28 protein-coding genes are annotated in these 26,912 nt (G+C 46.4%); 9 read left to right on the top strand and 19 right to left on the bottom strand.

Annotated elements, in window-relative coordinates:
* Positions 1-175 precede the first annotated feature (175 nt).
* From L9P36_RS05650 to yoaA, 8 genes are all read right to left on the bottom strand, one after another.
* Entirely contained in the window at positions 176-538 is a 363-nt protein-coding gene (locus tag L9P36_RS05650; RefSeq protein ID WP_237465632.1) for a hypothetical protein, read from the bottom strand.
* 262 nt (positions 539-800) lie between these two features.
* Positions 801-1,931 carry a ribonuclease D gene (gene rnd / locus L9P36_RS05645; RefSeq protein ID WP_237467868.1) on the bottom strand — a complete coding sequence of 377 codons (1,131 nt, stop codon included), beginning with the start codon at positions 1,929-1,931 and terminating at the stop codon, positions 801-803.
* A 61-nt stretch (positions 1,932-1,992) separates the two neighbouring features.
* Positions 1,993-3,666 (bottom strand): long-chain-fatty-acid--CoA ligase FadD, encoded by a 1,674-nt coding sequence (gene fadD / locus L9P36_RS05640; RefSeq protein ID WP_290368677.1) that lies wholly within the window; start codon positions 3,664-3,666, stop codon positions 1,993-1,995.
* Positions 3,667-3,729: 63 nt separating this feature from the next.
* Entirely contained in the window at positions 3,730-4,632 is a 903-nt protein-coding gene (locus L9P36_RS05635) for an alpha/beta fold hydrolase (protein WP_237465629.1), read from the bottom strand.
* A gap of 9 nt (positions 4,633-4,641) precedes the next feature.
* On the bottom strand, positions 4,642-5,193 hold the full coding sequence (locus tag L9P36_RS05630) for a Slp family lipoprotein (protein ID WP_237465626.1): 552 nt from the start codon (positions 5,191-5,193) through the stop codon (positions 4,642-4,644).
* A 49-nt stretch (positions 5,194-5,242) separates the two neighbouring features.
* The gene (locus L9P36_RS05625) at positions 5,243-5,563 is read right to left on the bottom strand and encodes a hypothetical protein (RefSeq protein ID WP_237465625.1); all 321 of its coding nucleotides are present in this window, start codon (positions 5,561-5,563) and stop codon (positions 5,243-5,245) included.
* A gap of 42 nt (positions 5,564-5,605) precedes the next feature.
* A complete protein-coding gene (gene tsaB / locus L9P36_RS05620) occupies positions 5,606-6,307 on the bottom strand; it encodes a tRNA (adenosine(37)-N6)-threonylcarbamoyltransferase complex dimerization subunit type 1 TsaB (protein WP_237465624.1) in 702 nt (233 codons plus the stop codon).
* Positions 6,282-8,273, bottom strand: a complete 1,992-nt coding sequence (yoaA, locus tag L9P36_RS05615; RefSeq protein ID WP_237467867.1) for a DNA repair helicase YoaA — start codon at positions 8,271-8,273, stop codon at positions 6,282-6,284. Before yoaA ends, tsaB begins: the two co-directional genes overlap by 26 nt.
* Positions 8,274-8,590: 317 nt before the next feature.
* Here yoaA and gspS2 point away from each other — a divergent pair, with 317 nt between their 5' ends.
* On the top strand, positions 8,591-8,977 hold the full coding sequence (gene gspS2, locus L9P36_RS05610; RefSeq protein WP_237465623.1) for a type II secretion system pilot lipoprotein GspS-beta: 387 nt from the start codon (positions 8,591-8,593) through the stop codon (positions 8,975-8,977).
* A gap of 168 nt (positions 8,978-9,145) precedes the next feature.
* On the opposite strand, the gene L9P36_RS05605 is transcribed toward gspS2, so the two are convergent.
* The 4 genes from L9P36_RS05605 to cydH all read right to left on the bottom strand — a co-directional run bounded on the left by L9P36_RS05605 (position 9,146) and on the right by cydH (position 11,356).
* Positions 9,146-10,093, bottom strand: coding sequence for a class I SAM-dependent methyltransferase (locus tag L9P36_RS05605; RefSeq protein ID WP_237465622.1), 948 nt, complete (start codon positions 10,091-10,093; stop codon positions 9,146-9,148).
* A 68-nt stretch (positions 10,094-10,161) separates the two neighbouring features.
* The gene (locus L9P36_RS05600; RefSeq protein WP_237465621.1) at positions 10,162-10,350 is read right to left on the bottom strand and encodes a hypothetical protein; all 189 of its coding nucleotides are present in this window, start codon (positions 10,348-10,350) and stop codon (positions 10,162-10,164) included.
* A gap of 154 nt (positions 10,351-10,504) precedes the next feature.
* A complete protein-coding gene (locus L9P36_RS05595; RefSeq protein ID WP_237465620.1) occupies positions 10,505-11,179 on the bottom strand; it encodes a TIGR01621 family pseudouridine synthase in 675 nt (224 codons plus the stop codon).
* Between the two features lie 81 nt (positions 11,180-11,260).
* The gene (cydH, locus tag L9P36_RS05590; protein WP_237465618.1) at positions 11,261-11,356 is read right to left on the bottom strand and encodes a cytochrome bd-I oxidase subunit CydH; all 96 of its coding nucleotides are present in this window, start codon (positions 11,354-11,356) and stop codon (positions 11,261-11,263) included.
* Positions 11,357-11,816: 460 nt separating this feature from the next.
* On the opposite strand from cydH, the gene L9P36_RS05585 reads away from it, so the two are divergent.
* The 6 genes from L9P36_RS05585 (at position 11,817) to L9P36_RS05560 (ending at position 17,165) form a co-directional block, all read left to right on the top strand.
* Positions 11,817-13,307 carry a sodium-dependent transporter gene (locus L9P36_RS05585; protein WP_237465616.1) on the top strand — a complete coding sequence of 497 codons (1,491 nt, stop codon included), beginning with the start codon at positions 11,817-11,819 and terminating at the stop codon, positions 13,305-13,307.
* Between the two features lies 1 nt (position 13,308).
* Positions 13,309-13,410 (top strand): MetS family NSS transporter small subunit, encoded by a 102-nt coding sequence (locus tag L9P36_RS05580; protein WP_237465614.1) that lies wholly within the window; start codon positions 13,309-13,311, stop codon positions 13,408-13,410.
* Positions 13,411-13,568: 158 nt separating this feature from the next.
* Entirely contained in the window at positions 13,569-14,162 is a 594-nt protein-coding gene (locus tag L9P36_RS05575; RefSeq protein WP_237465612.1) for an NAD(P)H-dependent oxidoreductase, read from the top strand.
* 217 nt (positions 14,163-14,379) lie between these two features.
* The gene (locus L9P36_RS05570) at positions 14,380-15,303 is read left to right on the top strand and encodes a hypothetical protein (RefSeq protein WP_237465610.1); all 924 of its coding nucleotides are present in this window, start codon (positions 14,380-14,382) and stop codon (positions 15,301-15,303) included.
* 84 nt (positions 15,304-15,387) lie between these two features.
* On the top strand, positions 15,388-16,812 hold the full coding sequence (sbcB, locus tag L9P36_RS05565) for an exodeoxyribonuclease I (RefSeq protein ID WP_237465608.1): 1,425 nt from the start codon (positions 15,388-15,390) through the stop codon (positions 16,810-16,812).
* Between the two features lie 5 nt (positions 16,813-16,817).
* Positions 16,818-17,165 (top strand): putative quinol monooxygenase, encoded by a 348-nt coding sequence (locus L9P36_RS05560; protein WP_237465606.1) that lies wholly within the window; start codon positions 16,818-16,820, stop codon positions 17,163-17,165.
* Between the two features lie 89 nt (positions 17,166-17,254).
* Here L9P36_RS05560 and L9P36_RS05555 read toward each other — a convergent pair whose 3' ends face one another.
* The 5 genes from L9P36_RS05555 to L9P36_RS05535 form a co-directional block, all read right to left on the bottom strand.
* Positions 17,255-18,403, bottom strand: a complete 1,149-nt coding sequence (locus L9P36_RS05555) for a glycerate kinase (RefSeq protein ID WP_237467866.1) — start codon at positions 18,401-18,403, stop codon at positions 17,255-17,257.
* Positions 18,404-18,540: 137 nt separating this feature from the next.
* Entirely contained in the window at positions 18,541-19,296 is a 756-nt protein-coding gene (locus L9P36_RS05550) for an iron ABC transporter ATP-binding protein (RefSeq protein ID WP_237465604.1), read from the bottom strand.
* Positions 19,293-20,312, bottom strand: a complete 1,020-nt coding sequence (locus L9P36_RS05545) for an iron chelate uptake ABC transporter family permease subunit (protein WP_237465601.1) — start codon at positions 20,310-20,312, stop codon at positions 19,293-19,295. Before L9P36_RS05545 ends, L9P36_RS05550 begins: the two co-directional genes overlap by 4 nt.
* Positions 20,305-21,243: an ABC transporter permease gene (locus tag L9P36_RS05540; protein WP_237465599.1), complete on the bottom strand. Its 939-nt coding sequence runs from the start codon at positions 21,241-21,243 to the stop codon at positions 20,305-20,307. Before L9P36_RS05540 ends, L9P36_RS05545 begins: the two co-directional genes overlap by 8 nt.
* A 17-nt stretch (positions 21,244-21,260) precedes the next feature.
* A complete protein-coding gene (locus tag L9P36_RS05535) occupies positions 21,261-22,226 on the bottom strand; it encodes a siderophore ABC transporter substrate-binding protein (RefSeq protein WP_237465597.1) in 966 nt (321 codons plus the stop codon).
* 490 nt (positions 22,227-22,716) lie between these two features.
* Between L9P36_RS05535 and L9P36_RS05530 the strand changes: the two genes are divergently transcribed.
* Positions 22,717-24,111: a peptide MFS transporter gene (locus L9P36_RS05530; protein WP_237465595.1), complete on the top strand. Its 1,395-nt coding sequence runs from the start codon at positions 22,717-22,719 to the stop codon at positions 24,109-24,111.
* Positions 24,112-24,262: 151 nt separating this feature from the next.
* Here the strand turns inward: L9P36_RS05530 and L9P36_RS05525 are convergent, their stop codons facing one another.
* Both L9P36_RS05525 and L9P36_RS05520 read right to left on the bottom strand, forming a co-directional pair.
* Positions 24,263-24,757, bottom strand: coding sequence for a hypothetical protein (locus L9P36_RS05525; protein ID WP_237465593.1), 495 nt, complete (start codon positions 24,755-24,757; stop codon positions 24,263-24,265).
* 81 nt (positions 24,758-24,838) lie between these two features.
* On the bottom strand, positions 24,839-25,801 hold the full coding sequence (locus tag L9P36_RS05520) for a DUF2860 family protein (protein ID WP_237465591.1): 963 nt from the start codon (positions 25,799-25,801) through the stop codon (positions 24,839-24,841).
* Between the two features lie 199 nt (positions 25,802-26,000).
* Here L9P36_RS05520 and L9P36_RS05515 point away from each other — a divergent pair, with 199 nt between their 5' ends.
* Positions 26,001-26,891: a LysR family transcriptional regulator gene (locus L9P36_RS05515; RefSeq protein WP_237465589.1), complete on the top strand. Its 891-nt coding sequence runs from the start codon at positions 26,001-26,003 to the stop codon at positions 26,889-26,891.
* Positions 26,892-26,912 lie beyond the last annotated feature (21 nt).

Below are 26,912 nucleotides of genomic sequence, written 5' to 3'. Positions count from 1 at the left end.
AACCCATCTGCACCCCACTTTTTCCCCCTAGCGGCGGTGCAGATGGTTCAATTCAGGAGAGGCCTTCGGGCCTCTTTTTTTCAATAAAAAAACAAGATGTGATTTTCAATTGAAAGTTCAATATCACAGGCGCATGAATGTTTATTGGAATACCATGTCTGTGTATTGATAGTGGTTAGTCCAGCAACAACACGTGTGGACACTGGTCAAAGACCACGCCAGTTGAAGGTTCAGCGGTTGGCTCATCATTTAAATAAGCAACAATCGCTTGCTCTAGCCGCTCAGCTTGTCCTTGATGCCATTGATTTGGCACAGGCAACGCCCCGCCCACAGCCAATGGTTCAAGCTCAGGATGGCGCTGCCATAAAGGCTCAATCAATCCATCAAACAAGGGATCAAGCACGCAATGAAAAGCACTTTGCCAATGCTCTTTTTGCGCATCAGTGGCATTGACGGTCAGATCAGCCAATAATGCATTGAGTTGGTAGCTCACTTGTAGCAGCTTCATATTTACCAACTGAGGGTGTTGTTTTTCCATGATTCACACCTATTCAATTATCACAATGAAAGAATGGCGCCATCATATCTTTTTTCATTCGATCAAAAAAGTCTCACAACAATAATCACAATGATAATCTTGTGAACAAAAACACGAAAACAGCCAATAACGAATGAAAAACCGTGAACTCAAACATAGACACGACAGTTACACCTCGCTCTCTGGCACAAAAAAACCACGCCAGTGCGTGGTTTAAATTGATGCATTTTCATGCGTAAAACTAAATCGTTTAAGCAGCCCGCTACAACTTAATTTGCGGGAAAATACGTTGTACGACGCTGTTCAGTAGCAGCCCACGCCAACTTTTAAGCATATCAGGGCGCTTTGCTTCATCGCAGTCATACCACCATACCCATTTCAGCACTTGGTGAATCTGCTTTTTCGAAGCGATAAACTCGCTTGCGAGACCTGTTTGCTGGCTCAGCTTCTCAATTTCTGGCTTAAAGGATTTAAGCACCGCTTTATAAGCCGGCTCATCAACCAAACGTTTTAATGCTTCTGGTTGAGCATCCGGCGATACCGCTTTACCTTGGCGAATCAATCTGAGCAAAATTTGGCTGTAACGACGTAGCACAAAAGGATCCAGTGCCAATGACTCAAGCTGCGCTTGATTCATTGGCATATCACGCGCCAAATCGAGCAATTGCGCTTCTTTGACCACAAAATTCAATGCTAAATCGCGCTTTTGTGCTTGCTCTAAACGCCACTGCGCCAATTTTTGTAACACCGCTAATTGATAGGGTTTTAACTGCCAGGCACCTTTAATATCTAGATAAGCGAGTTCTGGGCGAATCACTTTATTCTTTTTCGCCACCAAACGTTCACACTCTTCAATCATGGCTTGCTGCCATGGTGTCTGTGCTAGTTTTTCAGCCAAGGTGTGATATAGCGGCCATAGATAATGTACATCGGCAGCAGCATAGTTTAGCTGCTTGTCCGTCAGTGGGCGCGCTAACCAGTCCGTTCGAGACTCACCTTTATCCAAGGTCACGCCTAAATATTCCTCCACCAGCTTGGCAAACCCAGTAGATAAACCATGGCCTAAAAAGGCTGCCATCACTTGCGTGTCATACATGGGCGCAGGTAATACACCACCAGCGCGTAAAAAGACCTCTAAGTCTTCACTGCAAGCGTGTAGCACTTTAATCACTTGCGGATTGACCAACAGCTGCCACAGCGGGGACATATCCTCGATACTGAGCGGATCAATCAAACTGAGGGTCTGACCATCAAAAAGTTGAATCAACCCCAGCTGAGGATACAGGGTGCGCGTGCGTACAAACTCGGTATCGAGCATCACTGCGGGCACTTGCGCAGCGGCTTCACAGACGGTTGCAAGTCCCTGCGAATCTGTGATCATTTGATAATTCATAAAACCTACTTCGATAAAAATGCCGGCATTTGCCGGCATTTTTTACTCAACAAATAACGTCTTAGCTTTGTGCGGGTTGATCACGCAACTCACGACGTAAAATTTTGCCCACATTGGTCTTTGGCAATTCATCATAGAATGCCACGACTCGTGGAACTTTGTAACCAGTAAGATGTTTGCGGCAATGCTGAATCAGCTCATCACGCGTCAGACTATCATCGCGCTTCACGACGCAAATCTTGACGATTTCGCCAGACACTTCATGCGGCTCACCGATTGCAGCCACTTCAAGGACTTTCTCATGCAGCGCCACGACATCTTCAATTTCATTTGGATAAACGTTAAAACCAGATACCAAAATCATATCTTTTTTGCGATCAACAATGTGCAAGAAGCCTTGCTCATCAAAACGCACGATATCACCCGTCGATAGCCAACCATCTTCAGTCAACACTTCACTGGTTGCTTCATTGCGCTGCCAGTAGCCTTGCATCACCTGTGGACCGCGAACTTGAAGCTCACCAACGCCATCCATAGGCAGTTCATTGCCTTCATCATCCACCATACGCACTTCAGTTGAAGGAACAGGCAGACCAATCGAGCCATTGAACTCAGTCAAATCATGCGGGTATGCTGCCACCAAAGGCGAACATTCGGTTAAACCGTAACCTTCAAGCAGATAACAACCGGTAATACTCTGCCAGCGATCAGCGACGGCGCGCTGCACCGCCATACCGCCACCAACACTCAATTTCAATTGGCTAAAATCAAGCTCTTTGAAATCTTCATTGTTATTCAATGCGTTAAACAGCGTATTCACACCAGTGATCGCCGAAACAGTGACTTTCGACATCTCTTTCACAAAGGTTGGAATATCACGTGGGTTGGTGATCAGCAAGTTTTGACCACCCATTTCAAATAGCAGCAGACCATTTACGGTCAGCGCAAAAACGTGATAGAGCGGTAACGCCGTAACAATCAATTCACGACCTTCCTGCAAGCGCGCGCCATACATACCCTTGGCTTGCATCACGTTGGCCACCATATTGCGGTGGCTGAGCACTGCGCCTTTCGCCAGACCTGTGGTACCGCCGGTATATTGCAAGAATGCAATATCTTCACCATTGATAAATGGCTTCACATATTGCATGCGACGACCTTTACGCAGCGCCAAACGCATAGAGGTTGCGTGTGGCAAGCTGTACTTAGGTACCATGCGCTTAATATATTTCACGACGAAGTTCACGATGGTGCCCTTCGCACCAGGTAGTTGATCACCCAAACGTGTCAAAATAACGTGTTTCACTTGGGTTTCATCAACCACAGTTTCTAGGGTGTGCGCGAAGTTAGAAACAATGACAATCGCTTTGGCACCAGCATCATTGAGCTGATGCTTAAGTTCGCGTGGGGTATACAGAGGGTTCACATTCACAGCAATACAACCAGCGCGTAAAATACCAAACAACGCAATCGGATATTGCAGCAAGTTTGGCATCATGATCGCGACGCGATCGCCTTTTTTCAGTTTTAATTCATTTTGCAAGTAAGCGGCAAACGCTCGGCTACGCTCTTCCAGCTTACGAAAAGTCATCACCTCGCCCATGTTGATATAGGCAGGTTGATCGGCAAATTTGGCGACAGCAGTTTCAAAAAGATGAACCAAAGAGCTGTATTGCTCAGGATTGATTTCAGCAGGGACATCTGCCGGATAGCGTTTAAGCCATACCTTATCCACCATAATTCTCCTTACTTCTTGTAGTAATGGTGTTGCTACTGAGTAGCTGGTCAGAGGCAGCGTCTATTTTGACGCCTTTTCGGTTGTTTCTTGAGCAAAATTCTGTGCAGCAAAGGCTAGAATCTTAGCCGAGACAAGATCTGGACATTGTAAATGAAAATGGTGGCAACCTGCTAGGATCTCGCACTCAAAAGCATGTAACCACGTTTTTCTTAACTTCAGATCTTGCTTAAGCCAATCATAGCCTTGTTCTGCTAAAAGGGTAAAAATTGGCACTTGAATTTGTCTCAGAATTGATTCTACTTGCGGCTCAGTAAAACGCGTCAATGAGGGTAATGCGGTTTTTCGATCGTGTCTCCAAAACCAGCGTCCCTGCCTACACTCTAAGGCACGCTCGACTAGTGGCGTGATCTGCACAGGATCAATACGATTAATTCGACTGCGCTGCGCAATGGCAAAATCCATGGTTTCATAGCCGCGATGCACTTTATGCCGCTGTTTTCGCCATTTTTGTCTCGCTTTTAACCCTTTTTGCAGTCGTTCAACGGCAAGATCAGGCGAATCAGCGATGGGCCCTGTTGATTCCAATAACACCAGACCCTTGAGATTTTCATCCTGACACAAGCCAGCATAGGTTGCCGCCAGCATACCGCCCATGGAGTGCCCCACTAAAATATAGGGCGATGCCAATAGACTCAGCACTTGCTGCAATTCATCGAGATAATCAACAAAGGGGTAATAGCAGTGTTCACTACGATGCGGTGATAAGCCATGACCCGGAAAATCAAAGGCTAAAACACGAAAATGCGGCGCAAGCTGCGGCAATATGGGGGCAAAACTATTGGCGTTATCTTGCCAACCATGGAGGAATACTAAAGTAGGCTGCTCAGCCGCTAAATCAGGCGTACTGCTCCTTGCGGCCAATGAATAATCAGCAAGGGGCAATAAAAGTTCATGAAGTTGCAAAAGAATGACTTATTCAGATTGTGGTACAACGCGATCTTGCACTTTACCGCGGCGAATGCCGTTATCAAATGGATCGCAATAAAATGGGTCAAAACAATCAAAGCGGCCGAAATCATCATAGATGATCACTTCTTGGCTAACATTCCACAATTGTGTGCCGCTGACCATCAACACAGGAAATGTATAATTATACTCGCCAATTTTGCCCTGCTCCTGACCACTATATTGACCCAACACAGAGATTAAACGCCCTGGATGAAAGGCAACCGGCTCAACAAACCCGTCGATATAGGCAACAAAACGGCCTTGCGTATTGGCATTGATATCTGGTCGGCCGCTGGATGATAGCGGTAAGCTCACAATCTCAACGCGGGTTCGTTCCGCAAGATTATCCACTTTTGCTATCACCCCGCCCAGACGCACGGGTTGTTTGATTTGTGCTTGATTGAGCTCAGCGTATTGTGTGATCAAATTTTCAGCGCTGCTTTGTAACGATTGCGGCGTGGTCGAACAAGCACTCAGCGTTAAAGTAAGCAAGGCTGCGAGATAAAACTGCTTCATAAAAACCTCGAAATCGAATCATGATTGCATCATCAATCATGCGCTGCGGTTATACGTAATAATCAATGCCCACCAGCGCTGCCAACGCTTGTTTTTTATCGTAATTCATCACCGACAAGTATTCACCAACCGCCTCACCGCCGGGACCTTGTGGTTGGTCATAAATAATCTGCTGATAGCCAGATGGCGATTGCGCTACAGCGTCGGCCACACTGGCCGCCAATGGATGGATTGAGGTAGATAAACTTGGCGCAGCCGTAGCCGCCGTTGTACTTTGTGAAGACGACGTTTGCGCACTCGCCTGCGCGCGTTTTGGCGCTTGCGAGCGCTGACTATTGGTAACCGGTAAAGGTAAATTTTGAACACGCATTCATACCACCTGATGATTCACAGCTCAATCCATCAACCGTGACTATTCGCGACCGGGTAATTTTTTCCAAGTCACCTTATCACGCAAATAAGTCGGCTCAGCCAACTCGGCGGCGACCATATCTTGCGCTTGCCAACGATATTGCGCCAGCATTGCCATATCTTGCGCCTGCGGATAAAGCACTTCGCAAGCTTGGCTTTGCGCCATCACATCTTGCAGTTGTTCAGCATAGGCATCCCAACCTGTACCCACCCTGAGTGTATTCGGTGCTAAGGTTGGCAGTGCTGCGCTTAAATCTTGCGGCGGCAGAACCAACTCTTCACCTTGAATCAACCAATCACCATTGGCTTGACGCGCGTAATGGCCAAAATAAATTTCATTCATTCGCGCATCAATCGCCGCTAATACATGCTCAGCTTGATGCAAACGATACGTGGCTTGCGCCATGGCTTGTAGCGTTGAAATACCAATGAGCGGTAAATCGGCACCAAAGGCCAAACCTTGCGCAATGCCAATGCCAATACGAACGCCAGTAAAACTACCTGGGCCACGGCCAAAGGCGATGGCATCTAACTGCTGCAAACTCAAGCCTGCTTGCGCCAAGGTTTGATCCACCATCGGCAGCACTTTTTGCGTGTGCTCGCGAGGCGCTAAGAGGCTTTGCTCAATCACTTGATCGCCGATCATTAAAGCAACAGAGCAATTTTCTGTTGCGGTATCAATGGCTAGAATTTTTGCCGTCATCGTTATTCTCTATCTCATTTTCTGGCAAAGTCGCGGCTATCTCGCGCTCTGCTTCTGGCCCTGCGGTTAGAAACGCAATGACCTGGTTTAAATCTCGTGTTCGTGGCATTTCAGGCAAGCTGGCCACGAAGGTTGCCCCGTATTGGCGGGTCACTAAGCGATTATCACAAATAATTAAGGCGCCGTGATCTTGCTGATCGCGAATCAAACGCCCTACGCCCTGCTTTAAGGCGATCACTGCATCTGGAATTTGAACCTGCGAAAATGGGTCACAGCCGGTAAGCTGGCAGTCTTCCATTCGCGCTTTGAGCAGTGGATCATCTGGCGCGCCAAAGGGTAATTTATCGATCATAACACAGCTTAGCGCTTGTCCTCTAACATCCACCCCTTCCCAAAAGGTACCTGTGGCAATCAGCAATGCATTGCCCAGTGTTAAGAATTCACTGAGTAATTTTTGTTTAGGGATCTCCCCTTGTGCCAGCACAGGCAAAGATAGATGCTGACGAAACCCATCGGACAAAGCACGCACCATCTGATGCGAGGTACATAGGAAGAAACAGCGACCTTGGTTGGCCTCAATCACAGGTGATAAGCGCTCGACCAAAGTCTGCGCTAACCCCGGACTATTGGGCTCAGGCAAAAAACGCGGCACACAAAGCACAGCTTGGCGCTGATAATCAAAGGGGCTTGGCAGAGTAAATGCTTGCGACGGCGTCAAGCCAAGACGTGCGGTAAAATATTGAAAATTATGATTTACCGATAAGGTTGCTGAGGTGAAAATCCAGCTACCGCCTTGCATTTTCACCTGCTCTTGGAACTTTTGTGCCACACTGAGCGGCGTGATATGCAGTACAAAATGGCGCTGCGTACATTCATACCAATAGGAGTAACCAGACACGGAAGTATCGAGCATTCGTGCTAGTTGGCCTTGAAAGAGTACGCTGCGATCATAGGCTGCATCCAATAATTGGCTGCGCCCTAAAGAGAGCTTGAGCACCTGCTGGCAAAAATCCAGCGCCTCTTGCAATCGCTCCACTTCTCGCGCTACACCACCGCGCTGAGCAATCTCGCGCCAATTGCCGCGCTGACCCGGCTCACCAAGCACTAAACGCAAGTCCATGGCGCAGTGCTGAATTTTGTCTGCGACTTTTTGCAGCTGCTTGCTATCGCGCAGCTCAGTACGATAAGCAATATCGATATCTTTACCCAGCTCCATCAACTGGCGGCTCGATAAGCTGGTACCAAAATATTGGGTCGCGATATCGGGCAATTGATGCGCTTCGTCAAAGATAAAGACATCACCTTGCGGAATCAGCTCACCAAATCCCGTCTCTTTAATCGCTAAATCGGCTAAAAATAGATGGTGATTGACCACCACCAACTGTGCATCCATGGCACGGCGACGCGCTTTGACCACAAAGCATTCTTCATACTGCGGACACTCGCGGCCTAAACAATTGTCATTGGTTGAGGTGATGGTTGGAATAATGGGACTGTCTTCAGGCAAACTCGCACAATCAGCTAAATCGCCAGAGCTGGTTTGACTTGACCAGTGGCGCACCAATACCAATTGGCTCAGTGCCAGTTTATCGCGTACGCCACTGTGCGCTTCGGCGTATTCACGATGCAAACGCTCAAGACATAAGTAGTTGCTACGCCCTTTTAAAAGTGCGCAGGCATAATGATAACCAAGGGCTTTTTTTAGTAATGGCAGATCGCGATGATAGAGCTGCTCTTGCAGCGCTTTAGAACCCGTGGAGATGATCACCTTTTTACCACTGGTTAACGCTGGAATCAGATAAGCAAAAGTTTTCCCTGTCCCTGTACCCGCTTCCACCACCAGCTGCGCATCATGGCGAATCGCCTTGGCAACAGCTTCAGCCATATCAATTTGCGGCTGTCTTGGCACAAATCCGTCGATCGCCTTGGCCAAAGCCCCTTGTGAAGAAAAGTAATCCGCTATCATGGTGGTCACATCAAAAATGGGCACTCATTATGCCAAGAGTCAAGGCGTTAGGCGAGCGCTCTCTCCCCTTATGAAAAGACGCGCTTAATACGCTCACTAACCGTAGGCAATGAGCTGTGCAACCTCCGTGCTCATTTATCTAAACGCAATCCATGGTTTTTGTGAGTTTCTATGGTTGTGCACAAAAACTGAGCCCTCAATTCGAAAAAAGAGACTGCTGCTTGCAGGGGGGAACAGGCAATGCTCTAATCCTTTGGCACGATTCAATCAAATCGCTGTCTTAACCAACGCTTATGTTACTGAACAAGGTTTGACTTATGTTCCGCACGCTTTCAATCGCCCTGCTCTCATCTCTATTTTTACTGTCAGGCTGCGCCAGCCAAGAGCCTGAATCACACGTTCTCGCGCGTTATCGCGCTGATGTAACGATTAAAAAGCTACCTCAAGAGCTTCCGGGTTATCGCCTCATCAATGTCAAAGCAAAAGAAAATCGTGTTCGCTATGTATTTTTACGCACTGACAGCAAAGCCAATGCCCAGCGTTTTAGTCAAAATATCAGCAAGGGTTTTTGTCAAAGCGAAGAGCTCAAAAGCCTTTTAGACCAAGGTGTGGTGTACGAAATTGAAATTCGCGATGCCAACACCAAAATTGTGGCGGATAAACTTGTCACCCTGCAAGATTGCCCTGTGGCCGCAAAAAGCTAGTGAACCTTTAAACACAAAAAAAAGCGGCTGTTGGCCGCTTTTTTCTTTCTATCGCATTATGTTATCGACTGTTTATCGACTGTTTATCGACTGATGTTTATCAGCACTTTTACCAAGTAACTCACCGTCATTCAGCATTGGCGCTGCATTTGACCATTCAACCGCTGCTTACGCATCCACTGCTTTATTTTTCACAAACACCATCACCTTTAGGCTGCTTTGCTCATCAACATCGGCAAAGACCGCAGGGTTGGCCAAACGCTCAACCAATGAAAATTGCGGCGCTTCTTCCGCCATCATATCAATCAGATAATCCGGCGTGACATCTGGTGAATTGGCGCAAACTAAGACCTGAGCACCATCCACAGTCAAGCTATCTAAACGGCGCAGCACTTTGCCGTAATCTTTGGTCAGTGCAAAACTGCCTTTTTGAAACGATGGCGGATCAATCACCACCATCTCATAGGGACCCGATTTTTTCAGCTTGCCCCAAGAATTGAAAAGGTCGTGACCTAAAAAGCTCACAGAGCGCAGGTCGTGACCGTTGCGCTGATGATTCTCACGCCCTGTCGATAATGCGCCTTTGGCCATATCTAAATTAACAACCTGCTTGGCACCACCCGCGATGGCAGCCACAGAAAAGCCGCAGGTATAGGCAAATAGATTAAGCACTCTAGCCTGACTACTGTGTTGCTGTACCCATTGACGACCTTGGCTCATATCCAAAAAAAGCCCAGTATTTTGATTGCGGCCAAAGCGCAAACCAAATTTTAAATCGCCTTCTTGGATCTCAGTTTGCTGCACCGCATCACCATAGACCAAGTCCACTTCACAAGGTTGCAAATAGCGGTGTTGAAGTTGAATACTGCTCAGCCCACTCTCCACCCATTGCTCTGAGTTTGCCAGTGCAACGAGCTGAGATTTTAATTCATCGAGAAAGGCATCATCGGCTGATTTAAATAAACCGACCCACAGAACCGGCGGTAAATAGTCAATGGTCAGCTGCTCTAAACCTGGTACAAGGCGGCCACGGCCATGAAATAAACGACGCCCCTGCGGTGCATCTTGAGGCAAAGAAAGAGAGGAAAATAGATCGCGAAGCGCAGACAGTTGCATTGCAGTCTCAATGATAGCGAAAACGAGCGATGCAGTTTACAGAGGCGCTAATGAAGAATCTAGTTTTGCTAACTGGCATCTCGCAAAAGTTCGGCCTGATCTTTGGCGCGAACAATATGTTCAGCTTGCATCGGCAGCAGGATAGCTTGACGATTCTTTTTCAGGTTTTGGTGAAAACCAAAATGAACACCAGCGGTGACACGCAGTCGGCGGCGCTTGGCGCGCCAGCGTGCAGCACTTGAGCGGCGAAAAGGCATATTCAATCCTCCAGATTTAACACGCTCATCCTATCACGGTTTTATTTGGGCTCTGGCTCCTTTGTTTCAAATTTGTGAAGGATATTTTTACAGGCTGCAACCATTGACATGATTCAGACCAAAAGACTCAAAAGATCATGACGCTCGCGATCCACTAAAATAATTTGGGCCAAGCAAGTAATTCCGGTGCTTGGTGCTGCAAAATCCAATCTTGCCCCAGCTCATCACACCAATGCGCCCCATCTTTGGGTATCTGGAAAAAGCGAAACAACTCACCTTGGTAGGTAAAACGAAGCATTGCTGCATGTAAATAACCGCGATCACTAGGTGCGCCACCATAGCGAATATCCCCTAAAATCGGCGCGCCAACACTCTTAAGTGCCACCCGAATTTGATGCGTTTTGCCTGTATATGGCTTACAGATAAAAGCACGCATACCCGGTTTTAATGAGAACGAAAGAAATTGCGTAATCGCTGGGTTTTCATGAGTCTTTTCTAACTTATAACTCCCCCGGCGCGCTTTGCTCATATCGCCTTGAATTTTGCCCTGCTTCTTCTTTGGCTTTTGTTCAGATAAGGCAATATAAAATTTCTCGACTTGGCGCTTGGCAAACAATTCACTCAAAGCTGCCGCAGCCTGCGCATTTTTACCCAGAAGCAATAACCCTGATGTCATCTTATCCAAACGATGGATCAAATAAAGCGGTACACCGACCTCTTTGGACACCACATCCAGCAAACCTTGATCGTCATTGTCGCGATGAACACTGACACCTGCAGCTTTATGGATCACAACAAAATCGGGATGGGAAAAAAGAATATCAAACATAATGCGCCCCTTTATTAGGGGCGCATTATAGTCAGATTCAACAATGAAAACACTAAGGTGATAAAGATGGGTTCTACGCTGCTAACTGGGAAACTGAATCGCGATCAATCCAAACGCTAAAATCACAGCTAGCGCAATGGCCGTGGTTGTTAATGCTAGTTTTAGTTCTGCCGACATACTCACTCCTTATGATCAATCAAAGCCCTTAATTAAGGCATAGACCATATCGAACAAGGTGCAAGCAAAAGCTCACGTTTTATCGCACGAAGTCAGCTTGCTGTTACATTCAAAACAGTACATCCATCTTACAAGTGCGCACATTTTAGGCAAAAGGTGCAAATTCCATCTTTAACAGATGATTTTACAAACCAACAAAAACACCAAACCTATCACTTTCAACCACGCTAATTTTCATTTATCCACTAACAACGTAAATAAATGTAGAATAATTAACCACAAACAATCCTATTTCACGCCCTCACTATCTATTGCCTTCAATAGGGAAGCTGTTAATCTGTGACCAATGTCGAAAATAGTGGCTTATTTCTATTTATTCGACAAAAGAATGCATGATGCAGTTTATATCACTATTTAATTGCTGATTTTTAGTAATTAAATTTAGTAAGGATACTTTTTTATGAAACGAGAACAATGGGGCTCTCGCGTAGGTTTTGTCCTCGCCGCAGTCGGCTCTGCAATCGGTTTAGGAAACATTTGGCGTTTCCCATATATGGCTTATGAAAATGGCGGTGGCGCATTTTTCCTACCCTATCTCATCGCGATGATCACGGCTGGTATTCCATTTATCATTATGGAATTTGCGCTGGGTAAAAAGCTCAAAGGCTCTGCGCCGCGCGTCTTTTCCAGTATTCACCCCAAGCTAGAATGGCTTGGCTGGTTCCAAGTATGTATAGCAGCAGTGATCGCGGTTTACTACGTGGCTATCATCGGTTGGGCATTTTCCTATTTCAGTTTTTCATTTACCCAAAGCTGGGGCGATGCCACCAAAGATTTTTTCTTTGGTGAATATTTGAAATTGGGCGGATCGCCTCTTGAGCTTGGCCAAATTCAGTGGCACATCGTTGGTGCCGTTGCTCTCGCATGGTTAGTTTCATTTTTTGCCATTTTTGGCGGTGTTAAAGCTGGTATTGAGCGTGCCAGCAAAATTATGATGCCAGTGCTCTTTGTGATGGTGGTTGTACTGATTGCGCGTGTGATCTTTCTTGATGGTGCCATGACCGGCTTGAACTATATGTTCAAACCAGATTTCTCACGCCTGAGTGATTGGAATATTTGGTCTGCCGCCTATGGTCAGATTTTCTTCACTCTCAGCATTGGTTTTGCCATTATGCTGGCCTATTCAAGTTACTTGCCTGAGAAATCGGATGTGACCAATAACGCAATCATGACCGTTTTGATCAACTGCGGCTTCTCGATTATGGCCGGTATCATGATCTTTGCGGTACTTGGCTATATGGCGCAAGAGCAACAAGTAGCAGTGACTGAAGTGGTTAGTAGTGGTGTCGGTCTCGCCTTTATTACCATTCCGAAAGCAATCAACTTCCTACCCATTCCCTATATTCTTGGCCCACTCTTCTTCCTTGCCTTGGCCATCGCCGGTCTAAGCTCGCACATTTCTATTTTAGAAGCAGTCAACTCAGCCATTATTGATAAAACGGGCTGGAGCCGTAAGGTAACCTCTGCCATTGTCTGTGGAACCGGTTTAGTTGTCTCACTGGCATTCACCACCAATGGCGGTTTATTCCTACTCGATGTCGTGGATTACTTTGTCAATAACATCGGCATTCTCACCAGCTGTTTGATTGAGCTGATTATTATTGGTTGGTTCTTTAATTTGAAAGGATTGCGCGATTACATCAACAAAACCTCCGAGTTCAAAGTTGGTGCCTTGTTTGTCAACTGTATTCGCTATATCACTTCAGGCGCATTGCTTGTGGTTGTAATCATGCAGTACTACACCGCACTCACTACCAATTATGAAGGGTATCCAACCAAAGCCTTATTCTTTGCCGGTTGGTGTGTGGTGGGCGCCATGATTGTTGTGGCCGTTGCAATTAACCTTTTCACCAAACCTGCTGCACCACAAATGACAGCAGAAGGAGCCTAAAATGACCACAGCAGCAATTGTCATGATGTGCATTGGTATTGGCTGTACATGGGGCGGCGCAATTTATTGCATTCGTCGCGCCATGCAAAGTAAGCAAGCATAAACAAACTCAAAGAGAGGCATCTGCCTCTCTTTTTTCACCCCATAGACCTGAAATAAAGTTCAATTTTTTTGAACAAGATAGCCAAATCTCCCCTCTCATCATTCTCCAACTTTCGATTTAAACTTATTTCATCAAATTAGAAAAATTGAGAACCACTAATGAAACAAGCACTTATTATCAAATCAAGTATTCTTGGTGATTACTCTCAATCCAATGCACTGATAGAATCTATCAAACCAAAACTAAACAACTTTCATCTCATTGAACGCGATTTAGCGCAAGATCCAGTACCACTCTTAGATGGCGATACCCTATTTGCGCTCAATAGTGATCAAGAAAACGCCATTAAGAATCTAGCCGATAGTCTACTTGCTGAGGTAAAGGACAGCGATCTCATCATTCTTGCGGCACCCATGTATAACTTCAGTGTACCCACCCAAATGAAAGCTTGGCTTGATCTATTATGCCGGGCTGGTGTGACCTTCCAATATACAGAGCATGGTCCCGTTGGCATGCTGGATAATAAACCGGTATTAATCATTACCAGTCGCGGCGGTCAGCACCAAGGACAAGCCTCAGATTTAATTGCGCCATATTTGACACAGATTTTGGGTTTTATTGGCATTCATGACTTGAAATTTATTTATGCTGAGGGGCTTAACATGGGAAGTGAGCAAGACAAGAATGCGGTCCTTTCGCAAGCAGTGCTTGATATCAGCGCATATCTAGATGGAAAACTAGCCATAGCCTGATGATATACAAGGGAAAAGCCTAATCTAATTAGGTCGCAAACAATACCGCGATGGCAAGAAAAATGTGCTTGCCATCGAAAGTTTGCATAAAAAAATGTTGCGATTACAGTCTTTTTGCCAAAATCTCCCCAAATCGAACCTTTGACCTGCGACAAATGCAGGCAGAACGCCATGGGTGAGCTAGCATACACCCTAAGATTCAATCAACGGTATAACAATGCGCAACAAAAAATCGTGGATCCTGTCAACGCTTCTTCTTATTGTCCTTATCGGTACAGGACTCGCTGTCTCTCGTTATTTCCGTGTCGTTGAGCTAATGGAAATTAGTGGCACCAACCACGCCATTCAGCAAACCATTGAATCTATCCTCAGTGAAACCGAAGAAAAAATGTTGGCAGAACGCGTCAACGACCGTGAAATCAGTCAAACCATGAGTGGGATGATTCCCTATTTTCGCTATGAAGATTTTCTGCTAGAAACTAAGATCGTGCTTTATACCGAGCTTGACAGCGATACCATGGATGCCGCTTTTGAATGGTTTGAATCACCACTCGCAAAAAAAGTACGTCAACTTGAAGCCAATGCCAGCTATCAAATGGCCGAGCTCACACCACTACAACTCAATACGCAACTACGCGAGCTGGTCAAAGACACCAAACGTGTGGGATTAATTAACACCTACGTTGAAAAATCATTATTGGTTGAACATACCTACCCCATGGTTGAAAAAGCCATTGAGGTGCACTTTTACGCCATCAGCCAATCTGATACCTATCCCCGTGATTTGGTTATTCCCGTCGAAGAAATAGAGAGCTTCACCAAAAAATTGGAGCCCAAAATCAAATCACGTATTCGCACCAATATCATGTTGCACAGCTTATACAGTTACCAAGATCTGAGCGACAGTGAGCTTGAAGCCTATATCGCTCATATCTCAGAGCCCAATGCACAAAAATTTATCGCCTTGGTAATGGAAAGTTTGATTGATTCTGTGATTGCATCACAACGCAACTTTGTTGCCAGCGAGTATCAAGTCGTATTCACTGAAAATCATGTCACACAAGAAGATCAAGAAAGTGATGATGGCCTTGCTGATTGGCTCAAACCGTCAAAGCGTAGTGTCGGTAAAGGTTACTTATAACTTCAAAAACGCCATCGAATTCGATGGCGTTTTTTATTGGCCGCTGTGTTATCTTTACCCTCTGTTTTCAAGCATGTGACCCAGATGAACAACCAACACTCACCCACTTTTTATTTTATCGACTACGAAACTTTCGGCACCCATCCAGGCAAAGATCGCCCCTGTCAGTTTGCAGGCATTCGTACCGATATGGATTTAAATATTATTGGTGAGCCTTTGGTGATCTACTGCCGCCCCACAGATGATTATCTACCTACGCCAGAAGCCTGTCTTGTCACAGGGATCACGCCACAGCACGCACTGAAGCACGGCCTATCTGAGCCTGAGTTTATCGCCGCGATTGAAAAAGAGCTCAGCACCCCAAATACCTGTGTGGTGGGATATAACAATGTGCGTTTTGATGACGAAGTGACCCGCTATACGCTGTATCGCAATTTTTTCGAACCCTATGGCTGGAGCTGGAAAAACGGCAATTCGCGCTGGGATTTACTGGATGTCATGCGCACTTGCTACGCACTTCGCCCACAGGGCATTCAGTGGCCAGAAAATGAAGACGGCTTTACCAGCTTTAAACTAGAGCGCCTCACTGTTGCCAATGGCATTGAACATGGCAATGCGCACGATGCTATGGCTGATGTTTATGCCACCATTGCGATGGCTAAATTGGTCAAAGACAGTCAGCCCAAACTGTTTCAATTCCTGTTTGAACACCGCAATAAAAACAAAGTCAAAACACTGATTGATACCGTAAATCTCACGCCGATCGTTCATGTCTCTGGCATGCTTGGCCGCGAATGTAGCAATATCAGCTGGATGGTACCTATGGCTTGGCATCCCACCAATCAAAACGCAGTAATTGCAGTCAACCTTGCCATGGATCCACAACCACTTTTGGATCTGGATGCTGAAGCTTTAGCTGCGCGCTTATATACCAAACGAGAGGATTTAGCGGCAAATGAACTTCCGGTGCCAGTCAAGCTCATTCATACCAACAAATGTCCTGTGGTTGCTCCAGCAAAAACACTCACCGCTGATGACGCGGCGCGTTTAAATGTTGATCGCCAAGCCTGTCTCGACAATTTAGCTAAGCTAAAACAGCACCCAGAAGTACGCGATAAACTCGTCGCCCTTTTTGAGCTCTCAGCGCCTGAATTTGCAAAAGATGACGTCGATACCCAGCTATATGATGGGTTTTTCACGCCCAGCACACAAAGCGCCATGGAGATCATTCGCCAAACACCGCCAGAAGCTCTGGATAGCCTCAACCTAAGCGTTGATGACCCACGCATTGCACCGCTCCTCTTTCGCTATCGCGCGCGTCATTTTCCGCACACGCTCAATGACAAAGAGCAGCAGCAATGGCTTGCGCACAAAAGCGATTACTTCTCGCGCCGTGCTGATGACTATCTACTGAACCTCGAAAATCTAGTGTACGAACATGAGCAAGATGCCCATAAAATGGCCATTCTCAAGTCTGTATACCAATATGCGCAACAACTCATGGGATAAAAGCAATGTCAAAAAAAGTCTACTGCGTCGCGCAATTTCAGCCAAAACCAGGTCAGCTCAATGCGCTCTTTCAAGTACTGCAAGCGCTTGAGCCGAACACGCTCAGAGAAGATGGCTGCATTCAATATACCGTCACCCGCCACATTGAAAGTCCTTTTGCTGGCGGTGAAAGCTACCCTATAGCCTTTCATGAAATTTGGGCCGATAACGCAAGCTTTGAAGCGCACTGCCAACGAAAAGAGATCAAACACTTTTTTGAAAGCCAGTGCATAGCCGACACAGGTTTAGTCGACAAATGGAATGTATGCATCTATTCCGACGAGCCAGAGCAATTTGATGCGCCGCAATTTTGACCATATCTGATCGATATGCACTAAAAAGCGAGCTAAATGCTCGCTTTTTATTTTTGCCTATAGTCTGAATTCACCGCTCATGAAAGCGGTTAAGCACAACCTAAACTGCGCCCCACATACAGTGCCATCGCTACGTTTTGCGCAACTTGCACCACATGATTTGTCGCTTGAGTCAAAGCATCATCTAGGGGCATCGCTCGAGGAACACAGCTAAAGACCGCGTCTAAACCATGCTGGTGCACAGCGGAATAATCTGCGCCCATGGCCCCTGCAATTGCAATCACCGGCACGTCAAAGCGCTTCGCTATTTTTGCAACGCCAACAGGCGTTTTGCCATAAATCGTCTGGCTATCAATGCGCCCTTCTCCGGTGATCACCAAATCAGCATCAGCGACAATCTCTGATAAGCGCAGCGCATCCGCCACAATCTCGATACCAGCGCGCAAATTTGCATTGAATAACCCCATAAGCCCCGCCCCCATACCACCAGCAGCGCCTGCGCCCGGCAGATGACGCACCTCACGGCCACAGTCACGCGCCATCACATCTGCAAAATGCGCTAAATTACCATCGAGTATCGCAATCATCTGCGCCTTTGCACCTTTTTGTGGGCCAAAGACTTGCGATGCGCCTTTTGACCCACATAGCGGATTGGTGACATCACAAGCGACTTCTAACTTGACATCGTTCAGTCGAGTGTCCATGGCGCTGCAATCAATACGCGCTAATTGAGCGAGCGCCGCACCACCAAAACCAATATTCTGCCCTTGGCCATCCAATAGCTGAACACCCAATGCCTGCGCCATTCCTGCGCCGCCATCATTGGTCGCGCTCCCCCCAATACCTAAAATGATATGCTGCACACCACGTGATAACGCATGACGCAGCAGCTCTCCAGTACCATAACTGGTGGTGTGAAGGGGATTGCGCATAGCTGCAGGTACGTGATGTAAACCCGATGCCGCAGCCATCTCTATGACAGCTGTCTTGCCATCACCGAGTAGCCCATAAAATGCCTGAACCTGCGTTCCCAGCGGCCCGGTCACTTGGCAGTCGATGATTTGCCCTTGTGTTGCATCCACCAAAGATTGCACCGTCCCCTCTCCGCCATCAGCTATGGGCAATTTGATATATTGCGCATCAGGAAAAACCTGACGAAACCCAGCCTCAATGGCATTGGCCACTTGCAGCGCGGTTAAGCTTTCTTTATAGGAATCTGGGGCGATCACAATCTTCATCATGTCTATCTCATTTGAGGGCAAGGACTTGCTTCATAACAGCGCCTTAATGGCGCTTCTTTGATTGTGCCTGAGAGCGTGTGTAATTGCGTCTTATCCATCCCGGGGCAAGCGCGCCATCACACTTTACTGAAGCATTAGTAATAAACGCACAGCGGCGCCCCTTGATGCTCGGTCACCACAAAAGGCACCTCATAAATATCTGACAATATTTCAGATTGAATGACCTCTTGCGTGCTACCCATCTGAGCTATTTTGCCGTTTTTCATCGCAATCAAACGGTCAGCATAGCGCGCAGCAAAATTAATATCGTGGATCACTATCACTACCGCTTTATTTTGTGCATGAGCAAGGCGCTGCAAACAGCGCATCATGGCCACGGAATGCTTAATATCGAGATTATTCAGCGGCTCATCTAAAAAGAGATAATCAGTTTGCTGGGCCACTGTCATGGCGATGAATGCCATCTGACGCTGACCGCCACTTAATTCATCTAAATAGCGCTCAGATAAATGGGTCAGCTCGAGCAGCGCCAGCGCCTCATCGATCGCCTGATGATCTTGCGCTTTTAAACGACCTTGGCAATGGGGAAAACGGCCAAACGCCACCAATTCACGCACAGTAAAGCGCATATTGATTTGATTGGATTGACGCAGCACCGACAAGCGCTTCGCCAGCGCATTTTGATCCCAGCTTTCAAGTCGTTGGCCTGCAATTTCAATATCGCCAGAATCAGCTTTTGCCAAACGACACACCACGGATAGCAAAGTACTCTTACCCGCGCCATTGGGACCAATAATGGCCGTGACTTGGCCGCGAGGAAAATCGCCCGATACATCGGATAACACAGAAAATTGGCGGTAGGTTTTATGAAGATTAGAAAAATGAATCATGACTGAGCCATCGATTGACGGGTGAGTAACCACAAAAAGTAGCTCCCCCCAATAAGATTGATCACCACACTGAGGGTGGTTGAAAATGAAAACAACTGAACCACAAGTAGATGCGCAAATAGCAGCATCAAAACGGCAACACCACTGCTAGCAATGAGCAATATTCGGTGTTGAAAAGCTTGGCATAGCTGACGTGTCACACTGACCACAATCAAGCCAAAAAAGAGAATGGGCCCGACGAGTGCCGTCGCCATGGCAATCATTAAGGTGATACAAATCAGCACTTGATGCGTCAGCTTGGCTGTATTGATACCCAAACTTGTCGCATTTTCAGAGCCAAGCCACATCACATCAAGCTGCGGACTGAGATACCAAAGCCATAGCAAACAAGCTGCCATGGGCAATATCAAGGCAAACACAAGATGGGTATTGATGCGGTTAAAGCTCGCCAATAAGCGATCTTGAATGCCTGTAAATTCGCTTGGGTCAACTAGCAACGTCATAAAATCAGCCATGCTAGAAAAGAGCGCACTGCACACAATGCCAATCAGCAGTAACGGATAGATCTGCCCCGCCATCACTCGAAAATAGAGTCGAAACAGCAGCAAAGCACTCACTACCATCGCCAATGTCACCCACACAAAATTCAGATAAGGATTGAGCACCCACGGATGCATTTTACCCAAGCACACGACCAAGCTCACTTGAAGCAGTGCATAAAGCGCATCAAAGCCTAAAATTGAGGGCGTTAAAATACGATTATGAGTAATGGTTTGAAACACCAAGGCGCTCGCACCAATCGCAATGGCAGCCAGCACCATGGCCAACAGATTCGGGATTCGCCTTGAAAGAAAAAACTGATAATTTCTTGCGGTCAGCCCTTCAAATAAATGGTACCCCGCAAGCGCAATGATCAATGCCAAACCAAGCCATAGCAAGCCAAGCGATGCACCGCGCCAACGCCATTGGCGTTTTGATTGCGCCCTTTCCCCCAAAGTTGCGAGCAAATTAGCCATGACGTCGCTCCTTTAAGATCAAGGAAATAAAGATAGCGCCGCCAAAGACACTCATCACCATGGCAATGGGCACCTCATAGGGGAAAATCAATATCCGCCCTAATAGGTCACACATTAAAACCAATAGCGCGCCCCAATAGGCCGTCCAAGGTAGGTTCTTACGCAGGTTGTCACCGCTAAGTAGCGATACCAAATTAGGGACAATTAAGCCTAAAAACGGGATCACCCCAACAATCATCACCACACTGGCAGATAAGATGGCAACCAGCGTGACGCCAATCAGCAGGATCTGCGAATAGTGAAGGCCAATGTTTTTCGCAAAGCTCTCTCCCATACTCGCGGCATTCAATTGAAAGGCAAAAAGATAAGCCACCACAGCGACAGGAAGTGCAATAAACAGAAGCTCATAATTGCCCTGAAGCACAGATGCAAAATTGGCGACTTTCCATGCCGCAAGCGTCTGCATTAAGTCATATTCATAGGCGAAAAAGGTGGTCAGCGCCCCCACCACATTGCCATACATAATGCCAATCAGTGGGATCATCACGGTGTTTTTCAACGGCAGGCGCGCAATAAAGCGAACAAAGAGCAAAGTTCCCCCCATGGCGCAGGCGAAAATCAGCAGCATTTGCGACCAGCGCCCCCAGTGCGAGAAAAACGCCAAACTCAAAATATATCCGAGCATGGCACAATCAATGGTTCCCGTAGTTGAAGGCGCAGCAAAGCGATTTTGCACAATTTGCTGCATCAACAGCCCTGCAATGCTCAATCCTGCACCGGCAAAAATGATGGCCAGCAAACGCGGCAAGCGGCTTACCCAAAAGATCGACCATGCTTGGCTATTATCCTGCAAAAGATCCAAGGGGCTGACGCTTGCCACCCCGACAAACAATGAACCCGCCGCAATAAGCAAAAAAAACCGCGGCTGCAAAAAATATAACCCTCATCTTATCGCGACTGCGAATGCATTGCTTGTTTTGACTGCGTCAGCGCAACTTGCGGCGCTATAAATGCCTGATTGAGATCAGCCAACATCAATTCAGTGGCAGTCACGCCGCCGGTGGCAAGGTACCAAACCGATGGGTTAAGAAAGATTAGTCGATGGAATTGCGCCGCTGGCGTCTTAGCCATCAATGGATTATCAAACTGCTTTTTAGCCATCCCCTGCGCACGCCCAATAGCCTGCTCGCGATCCATCACAAACAAAATTTGCGGCGCTTGCTGCGCGATATATTCAAAGGAGATTAAGTGGCCATGCGGACCATTAGCAGATGTGTCATGACTGACTGATGGAAAACCAAGCTCGCGATAGATCAAACCAAAGCGACTATTGGGACCAAACATCGCAATTTTGTTGCCATTGTTCATCACCATCAAAGTTGAAAGTGGTTGCGCTTTTACTTTTGCTTGCAGCGTGCTCATTTGCTGCTGTACTGAGTCAATCAAGCGTTCAACCTCCGTGCTTTTATTCAGCATGGCGCCGATATCACGCCAGCCTTGCTGTACGGAAGACCAATAATTTTGCGCATCCGGCATAAAAATATAGGTGGGGGCAATTTGACTTAAATCTTGGTAAGCACCTGCCATTCGGCCTTCAATAATGATTAAGTCCGGTGCTAATTCAAAAATGGTCTCAAAATCTGGCTCACTCAAACTGCCTGCATGGACATAAGACGCGTCAGCAAAAGAGGCAAGATATTCGGGTAATAGGGTTTGTGTTACCCCGACAGGCTTAATAGCCAAGCGTTGCAATAGATCTAAGGAAGCAAATCCTAGCACCACGATGCGCTGCGGCGTTTTATCCAAATGTGTCTCACCCAGAGCATGGGTGTAGGTTGCGCCTTTCGCCCAAGGCGTCCAACCCAATACGAGTAGCAACCCTAGGGTGACCCACCAATTCTGTTGTTTTGTCATGTGCAACTTCCTTCTTTATTCCCTAATGGCAATCACTAAATAAATCATGCGAATGCGAACCATTTTTATTTGCATGAAAAATATCAAACAACGATAAATAATCAAGGAAAAAGCGGAAAACACAGTGGATACAGATAAGAAATTTCGCATTTATTTCGAATATCAAGCAATAAATGCCAAAAGAGCGATGTTACATTTAGTTACCTTTTAAAACATGGCGAAATAATGTGATTTTTAGTGCATTCAACTGGATTTATCGCTCAAATTAAGAATATATTACCGATGAGATCGCATTCACGACAAAATAACCTATTTTCGATGAATTATCAGGATATTCAACTTTTGTTAATTATGCGCACAAATATTGATAAATCATTCACTTAGGAGTTTCGCGCGGAAATTCACCATATGCCACATTTGCAGCATGGTCATCTGGAGCGTATATATAGAGTCGCATTAAATTCTATAATTCCAAAGATTAGTAATATTTATGACAAACACACACAAAGAGATGTTCGGTCATCCTCGCGGCTTGTTCCTGCTGTTTGGGACTGAACTTTGGGAGCGATTCTCCTACTACGCAATGCGTGCCATTTTGGTTCTATTTTTAACTGATACCACTATGAACGGTGGCCTTGGTTGGACTGAGCAAGATGCACTGCAACTCTACGGTATCTATACCGGTCTTGTTTATGTAACCCCACTCATCGGTGGTTGGTTATCAGATAACTACATTTGCCAGCGCACATCCATTTTGATTGGTGGCTTTTTAATGGCGCTAGGCCAATTTACCCTCGCACTGCCAAATGGCTGGCTTGGCCTATCACCAGAACATGCGCTTTATCTAGGTCTGATTGTCCTGATCATCGGTAACGGGATGTTTAAACCAAACATCTCAACCATGGTGGGTGATCTCTATGACCAAGGCGACAAACGCCGTGATGGTGCTTTCACCATCTTCTATATGGGTATTAACATTGGCTCATTTATGGCGGGTATCGTGTCAGGCTCTGCAACCAACAGCTATGGCTGGAAAGCAGGCTTCTTGGCTGCGGGTATTGGTATGCTACTCAGCATGCTAATTCAGCTAACATTTGCTAAAAATCTATTGGGTAACATCGGTACTGTCCCTGCGGCAAAACTGAAGAAAAACCAAGATAGCAAAGGTCGTAAAGCACCGCTCACCAAAGAAGAGTTCGATCGCCTCAAAGTGATTTTGATCATGGGTCTTTTCGTCGTGGTCTTCTGGGCTGGCTTTGAACAAGCAGGCGGCTTGATGAACGTCTACACCCAGCACTACACCGATCGTATGATTGGTAGCTTTGAAGTGCCTGCGGCGTGGTTCCAATCATTGAACCCATTCTTCATCATTGTGCTTGCACCTGTACTTGCTGCATTTTGGGTGAAATTGGGCCCTCGCGAACCAAACTCGCCAATTAAATTTGCAATGGCGCTTGTGTTCTTGGCTCTTGGTTTCCTTTGTATGATTGGTGCCGTGCTTGAGCAAGGTGGTGACACCACAGTGAAAACCTCAATGATGTGGTTGGTTGGCGCGTTCTTCTTCCATACTTTGGGTGAGCTTTGCTTGTCACCAATCGGTCTGTCTATGATCACCAAATTGGCACCACTTCGCCTTGCATCATTGATGATGGGTGTATGGTTTGGCTTTAACGCTGTTGCAAACTATGTTGCGGGCTATATTGGCTCACACGTTGGTAGCTTTGGCGCAATGTCTATCTTCGGTGGTATTGCGATCACAGCAACAGTATCAGCACTGATTCTATGGCTGTTGAGCGATAAATTGATTTACTGGATGCACGGCGCAGAAAGTGCGGTTGAGCAGCCAGATGAAGATGCGGCAATTGAGCACGAGCAACTCGCTTAATTCTGAACGTCTCACATAGAGAAAAAGAGGGCCATGCGCCCTCTTTTTTATTGCCTATACCTATCAGTTAACTCCTCATTAAGGGACTAAAATGGTGTGAAGCGAACAGCCTGCTGTTTTAGTCTCTTAAGGACTTACTAGCACTACGAACTTAGATAAGAGAAATAACATAGTCTTCGACTTGCACTTCCAATGATCCTGTATAAGTAAATTTCTGATCTCGCTGAATGCTAAATCGATCAAATACTTTCACCCATGATTCTACGGTATCGTTTAGAAAATCTTTTAGATTAACTATTTGACCCTCATCGGTAACTATTTCCAAGCTGGGCTTTATCACGCCGCCCTCAGAGTCATTTGTACCGAAAGGAACGTATTTAAGCTCTTTTTCATCAATTTCAGATACAGTCGATGCTCGACTGCCATCTAAGCCAAAATGCTTACTAGAATTCGCAATATCACGACACATTTCCAAAGTGTCAAATGTATTACAGTAATCATGGAAGTCTTGAGAGGTTGCTGATGATACTTTAATGCACCAATCTCTCAGGGAATGAGCCGTAACACAAAAGTTAAAAAAGCAATCAACTACTTCTTGCTCATTTTTTGAGGCATAAACACTCAAAGATTCACGGCACAATTTCAACAATAAATCATTTGGGCTATTAGACTTGGTAAAATACTCAATGTTAATTCCTTGTAGAGTGCTACAGCACTGAAGCACCTATTAAAACTGCCAGCCCAAACCTATTGATGTAAATATCTGCTCGTTATCATAAAAGTCGAGATTGGCATTGCCCAATTGATATCCCAGCAATAAATTGGCTGAGAGCGCATCTACACCCCACAGATTTTGATATTCATAGGCTAAAAATAAACGCCCATCCTGCTGCTCACGGGTTTTCAAAAAGATGGGATGCACCGCATCATAATCCTGAAAGCCATAGGCGCCCGTGAGAGCAAATTGGTGCTGATTGATATGATGAAAATAGGTCATGCGCAGTTCGTATCGCTGATAACTGGCAGCTTGCCCTTGGGCGTCATAATTCAGCCAAGCCAGCGCGCTAATCAGTCCGTTGCTGCGACTCAAGGGTTGCATATATTGCCCGCGCACAAGCCAAGCATCACCGGAGCGATGAAGACTCGGCTGCATAATGCCTTCATCTTCAATCTCTGTATCGCCATAGCCAAGCTCAAGGCTCAAACGAGAATCGCCGATATTTTTGAGCTGCAACCGAAAAGCATGTCCCTTCTGATCCGTTTCTTGACGATTTTGATTGAGCAGATAGGGATTTTGCCAAGCTTCTTGAGACAGCACTGTCGGCAGGAAGGAGATATCAACGAGCGCCCAGTCTTGTTGCCACTGATAGCCAAGCTCAAGCGCCAAGGTGCCTATGGCAATATCCGCACGCGAGGTTCCGAAATAAAGGCGATGCCGATTGTCATCATCTAAACGGTAACTGATTTGCCCTAATCCCCCCGCAAAATCGATCCCATCATGGTCATTGGGCGCAGCGTAATTCGCAATAGATTGGTCGGTTTTGGTACTGAGATTATCTTTCACAGAGATATAACCCACATTGAAAGAAAGCTCACCTTGCCAGCGCGACTCTGCAGCTTGTACACCGCTCATGACGAAGCCCTGTAAACCCAATACCACCCATTTTAGATAACTCGATTTGAATTCCATTTCAAAACAACCTTCATCAGATTTTTATGACTTTATTTCAGTCTAATCGACAGATCGAAATTATCACCCATTTCACCAAGCCTTCACGCGGTCAGCGCGATATTGCAATCAGCAATCACGATCGCCATGAGCCAGTGCGCATTTTCGCAAACCAAAGCATGGCAAGATAAACCTCACCGCCGAATAGAGAGCTTGGCCTATGTTTTCCTATGAGCACCTCAGCGCATTTTGTGCCACTGCTGAAACAGGCAGTTATAGCCAAGCTGCGCGTCTTCTCGGCAAAGACCGCACCACAGTGCGAGAGCAGATTAAAATTCTGGAAGAGAGTTATGCCATTGTGCTCTTTGAAATCGAGGGTAAGAAAGCAAAGCTAACGCCCCTTGCCGAGCAGTTTTATCAGCAGGCAAAAATTTTACTCAAACACAGTGAAAAACTGCATCATAGCCTTAACACTTGTTATCTGACGCCACCGGTTGAAGTTGAAATTTTCCATGATGTCGCCGTGCCACAACAGCTCATTCGCTATACCAGCCAAGCAATGCGGCAAAGCTATCCGCAACTGCGCCTACATTGGTTACAGCGCAATCGCCAGGAAGCGTTAACGGCAGTGGCTAGTGGCCACTATCAGGTAGCGATTATGCAAAGTCAACAGCGCAATCAGCATCAGCTCCCTCTTGATTTTATGAGCCTAGGGCAAGCCCCTTTGGCGGTATATTGCGGCGCGCACCATCCACTGACCCAAAGCGATCGCGTCACCATGGCTCAGCTACAACTGGAAACCCAGCTGATCAGCGAAAATCATATGAAAAACCAGCCCGATCTATTTGCGGTATCACCCAATCTCAACCTTGTGAGTAATCACGACCATCTTTTGGCGCTGGTGCAAGACGATGGCTGGGCGATCCTCAGTTGTAGCCATGCCCAGCCCTATGTTGACCATGGCAAATTGGTGCAGCTGCAAATCAAAGAGCTCGCTAACCGCCTATATATTGATTTAACTTTCTATTACACCGCCAATTTAGAGCACACCCCTGAGCTTAAAGTACTGCGAAAAGTGCTGCGCCAATATGCGCAGGTCTATATGAAATAGTACCGAAGCGAAAAGCCGTGA

It is taken from the genome of Vibrio stylophorae (assembly GCF_921293875.1).
Taxonomy (GTDB): Bacteria; Pseudomonadota; Gammaproteobacteria; order Enterobacterales; family Vibrionaceae; genus Vibrio_A; species Vibrio_A stylophorae.
The sequence above is the reverse complement of the archived record's forward strand: the minus strand, read 5'-3'. Positions and strand labels throughout refer to the sequence as shown.

Coding starts and splice junctions, on each gene's coding strand:
- L9P36_RS05550 (WP_237465604.1), bottom strand. CDS start 19,296: ATGATTCATTTTTCTAATCTTCATAAAACCTACCGCCAATTTTCTGTG.
- L9P36_RS05570 (WP_237465610.1), top strand. CDS start 14,380: ATGCGCAACAAAAAATCGTGGATCCTGTCAACGCTTCTTCTTATTGTC.
- L9P36_RS05520 (WP_237465591.1), bottom strand. CDS start 25,801: ATGGAATTCAAATCGAGTTATCTAAAATGGGTGGTATTGGGTTTACAG.
- L9P36_RS05575 (WP_237465612.1), top strand. CDS start 13,569: ATGAAACAAGCACTTATTATCAAATCAAGTATTCTTGGTGATTACTCT.
- L9P36_RS05555 (WP_237467866.1), bottom strand. CDS start 18,403: ATGAAGATTGTGATCGCCCCAGATTCCTATAAAGAAAGCTTAACCGCG.
- rnd (WP_237467868.1), bottom strand. CDS start 1,931: ATGAATTATCAAATGATCACAGATTCGCAGGGACTTGCAACCGTCTGT.
- yoaA (WP_237467867.1), bottom strand. CDS start 8,273: ATGATAGCGGATTACTTTTCTTCACAAGGGGCTTTGGCCAAGGCGATC.
- L9P36_RS05580 (WP_237465614.1), top strand. CDS start 13,309: ATGACCACAGCAGCAATTGTCATGATGTGCATTGGTATTGGCTGTACA.
- L9P36_RS05535 (WP_237465597.1), bottom strand. CDS start 22,226: ATGACAAAACAACAGAATTGGTGGGTCACCCTAGGGTTGCTACTCGTA.
- L9P36_RS05595 (WP_237465620.1), bottom strand. CDS start 11,179: ATGTTTGATATTCTTTTTTCCCATCCCGATTTTGTTGTGATCCATAAA.
- L9P36_RS05630 (WP_237465626.1), bottom strand. CDS start 5,193: ATGAAGCAGTTTTATCTCGCAGCCTTGCTTACTTTAACGCTGAGTGCT.
- L9P36_RS05560 (WP_237465606.1), top strand. CDS start 16,818: ATGTCAAAAAAAGTCTACTGCGTCGCGCAATTTCAGCCAAAACCAGGT.
- tsaB (WP_237465624.1), bottom strand. CDS start 6,307: ATGACGGCAAAAATTCTAGCCATTGATACCGCAACAGAAAATTGCTCT.
- L9P36_RS05585 (WP_237465616.1), top strand. CDS start 11,817: ATGAAACGAGAACAATGGGGCTCTCGCGTAGGTTTTGTCCTCGCCGCA.
- L9P36_RS05625 (WP_237465625.1), bottom strand. CDS start 5,563: ATGCGTGTTCAAAATTTACCTTTACCGGTTACCAATAGTCAGCGCTCG.
- L9P36_RS05605 (WP_237465622.1), bottom strand. CDS start 10,093: ATGCAACTGTCTGCGCTTCGCGATCTATTTTCCTCTCTTTCTTTGCCT.
- L9P36_RS05650 (WP_237465632.1), bottom strand. CDS start 538: ATGGAAAAACAACACCCTCAGTTGGTAAATATGAAGCTGCTACAAGTG.
- cydH (WP_237465618.1), bottom strand. CDS start 11,356: ATGTCGGCAGAACTAAAACTAGCATTAACAACCACGGCCATTGCGCTA.
- gspS2 (WP_237465623.1), top strand. CDS start 8,591: ATGTTCCGCACGCTTTCAATCGCCCTGCTCTCATCTCTATTTTTACTG.
- L9P36_RS05545 (WP_237465601.1), bottom strand. CDS start 20,312: ATGGCTAATTTGCTCGCAACTTTGGGGGAAAGGGCGCAATCAAAACGC.
- L9P36_RS05515 (WP_237465589.1), top strand. CDS start 26,001: ATGTTTTCCTATGAGCACCTCAGCGCATTTTGTGCCACTGCTGAAACA.
- sbcB (WP_237465608.1), top strand. CDS start 15,388: ATGAACAACCAACACTCACCCACTTTTTATTTTATCGACTACGAAACT.
- L9P36_RS05600 (WP_237465621.1), bottom strand. CDS start 10,350: ATGCCTTTTCGCCGCTCAAGTGCTGCACGCTGGCGCGCCAAGCGCCGC.
- L9P36_RS05530 (WP_237465595.1), top strand. CDS start 22,717: ATGACAAACACACACAAAGAGATGTTCGGTCATCCTCGCGGCTTGTTC.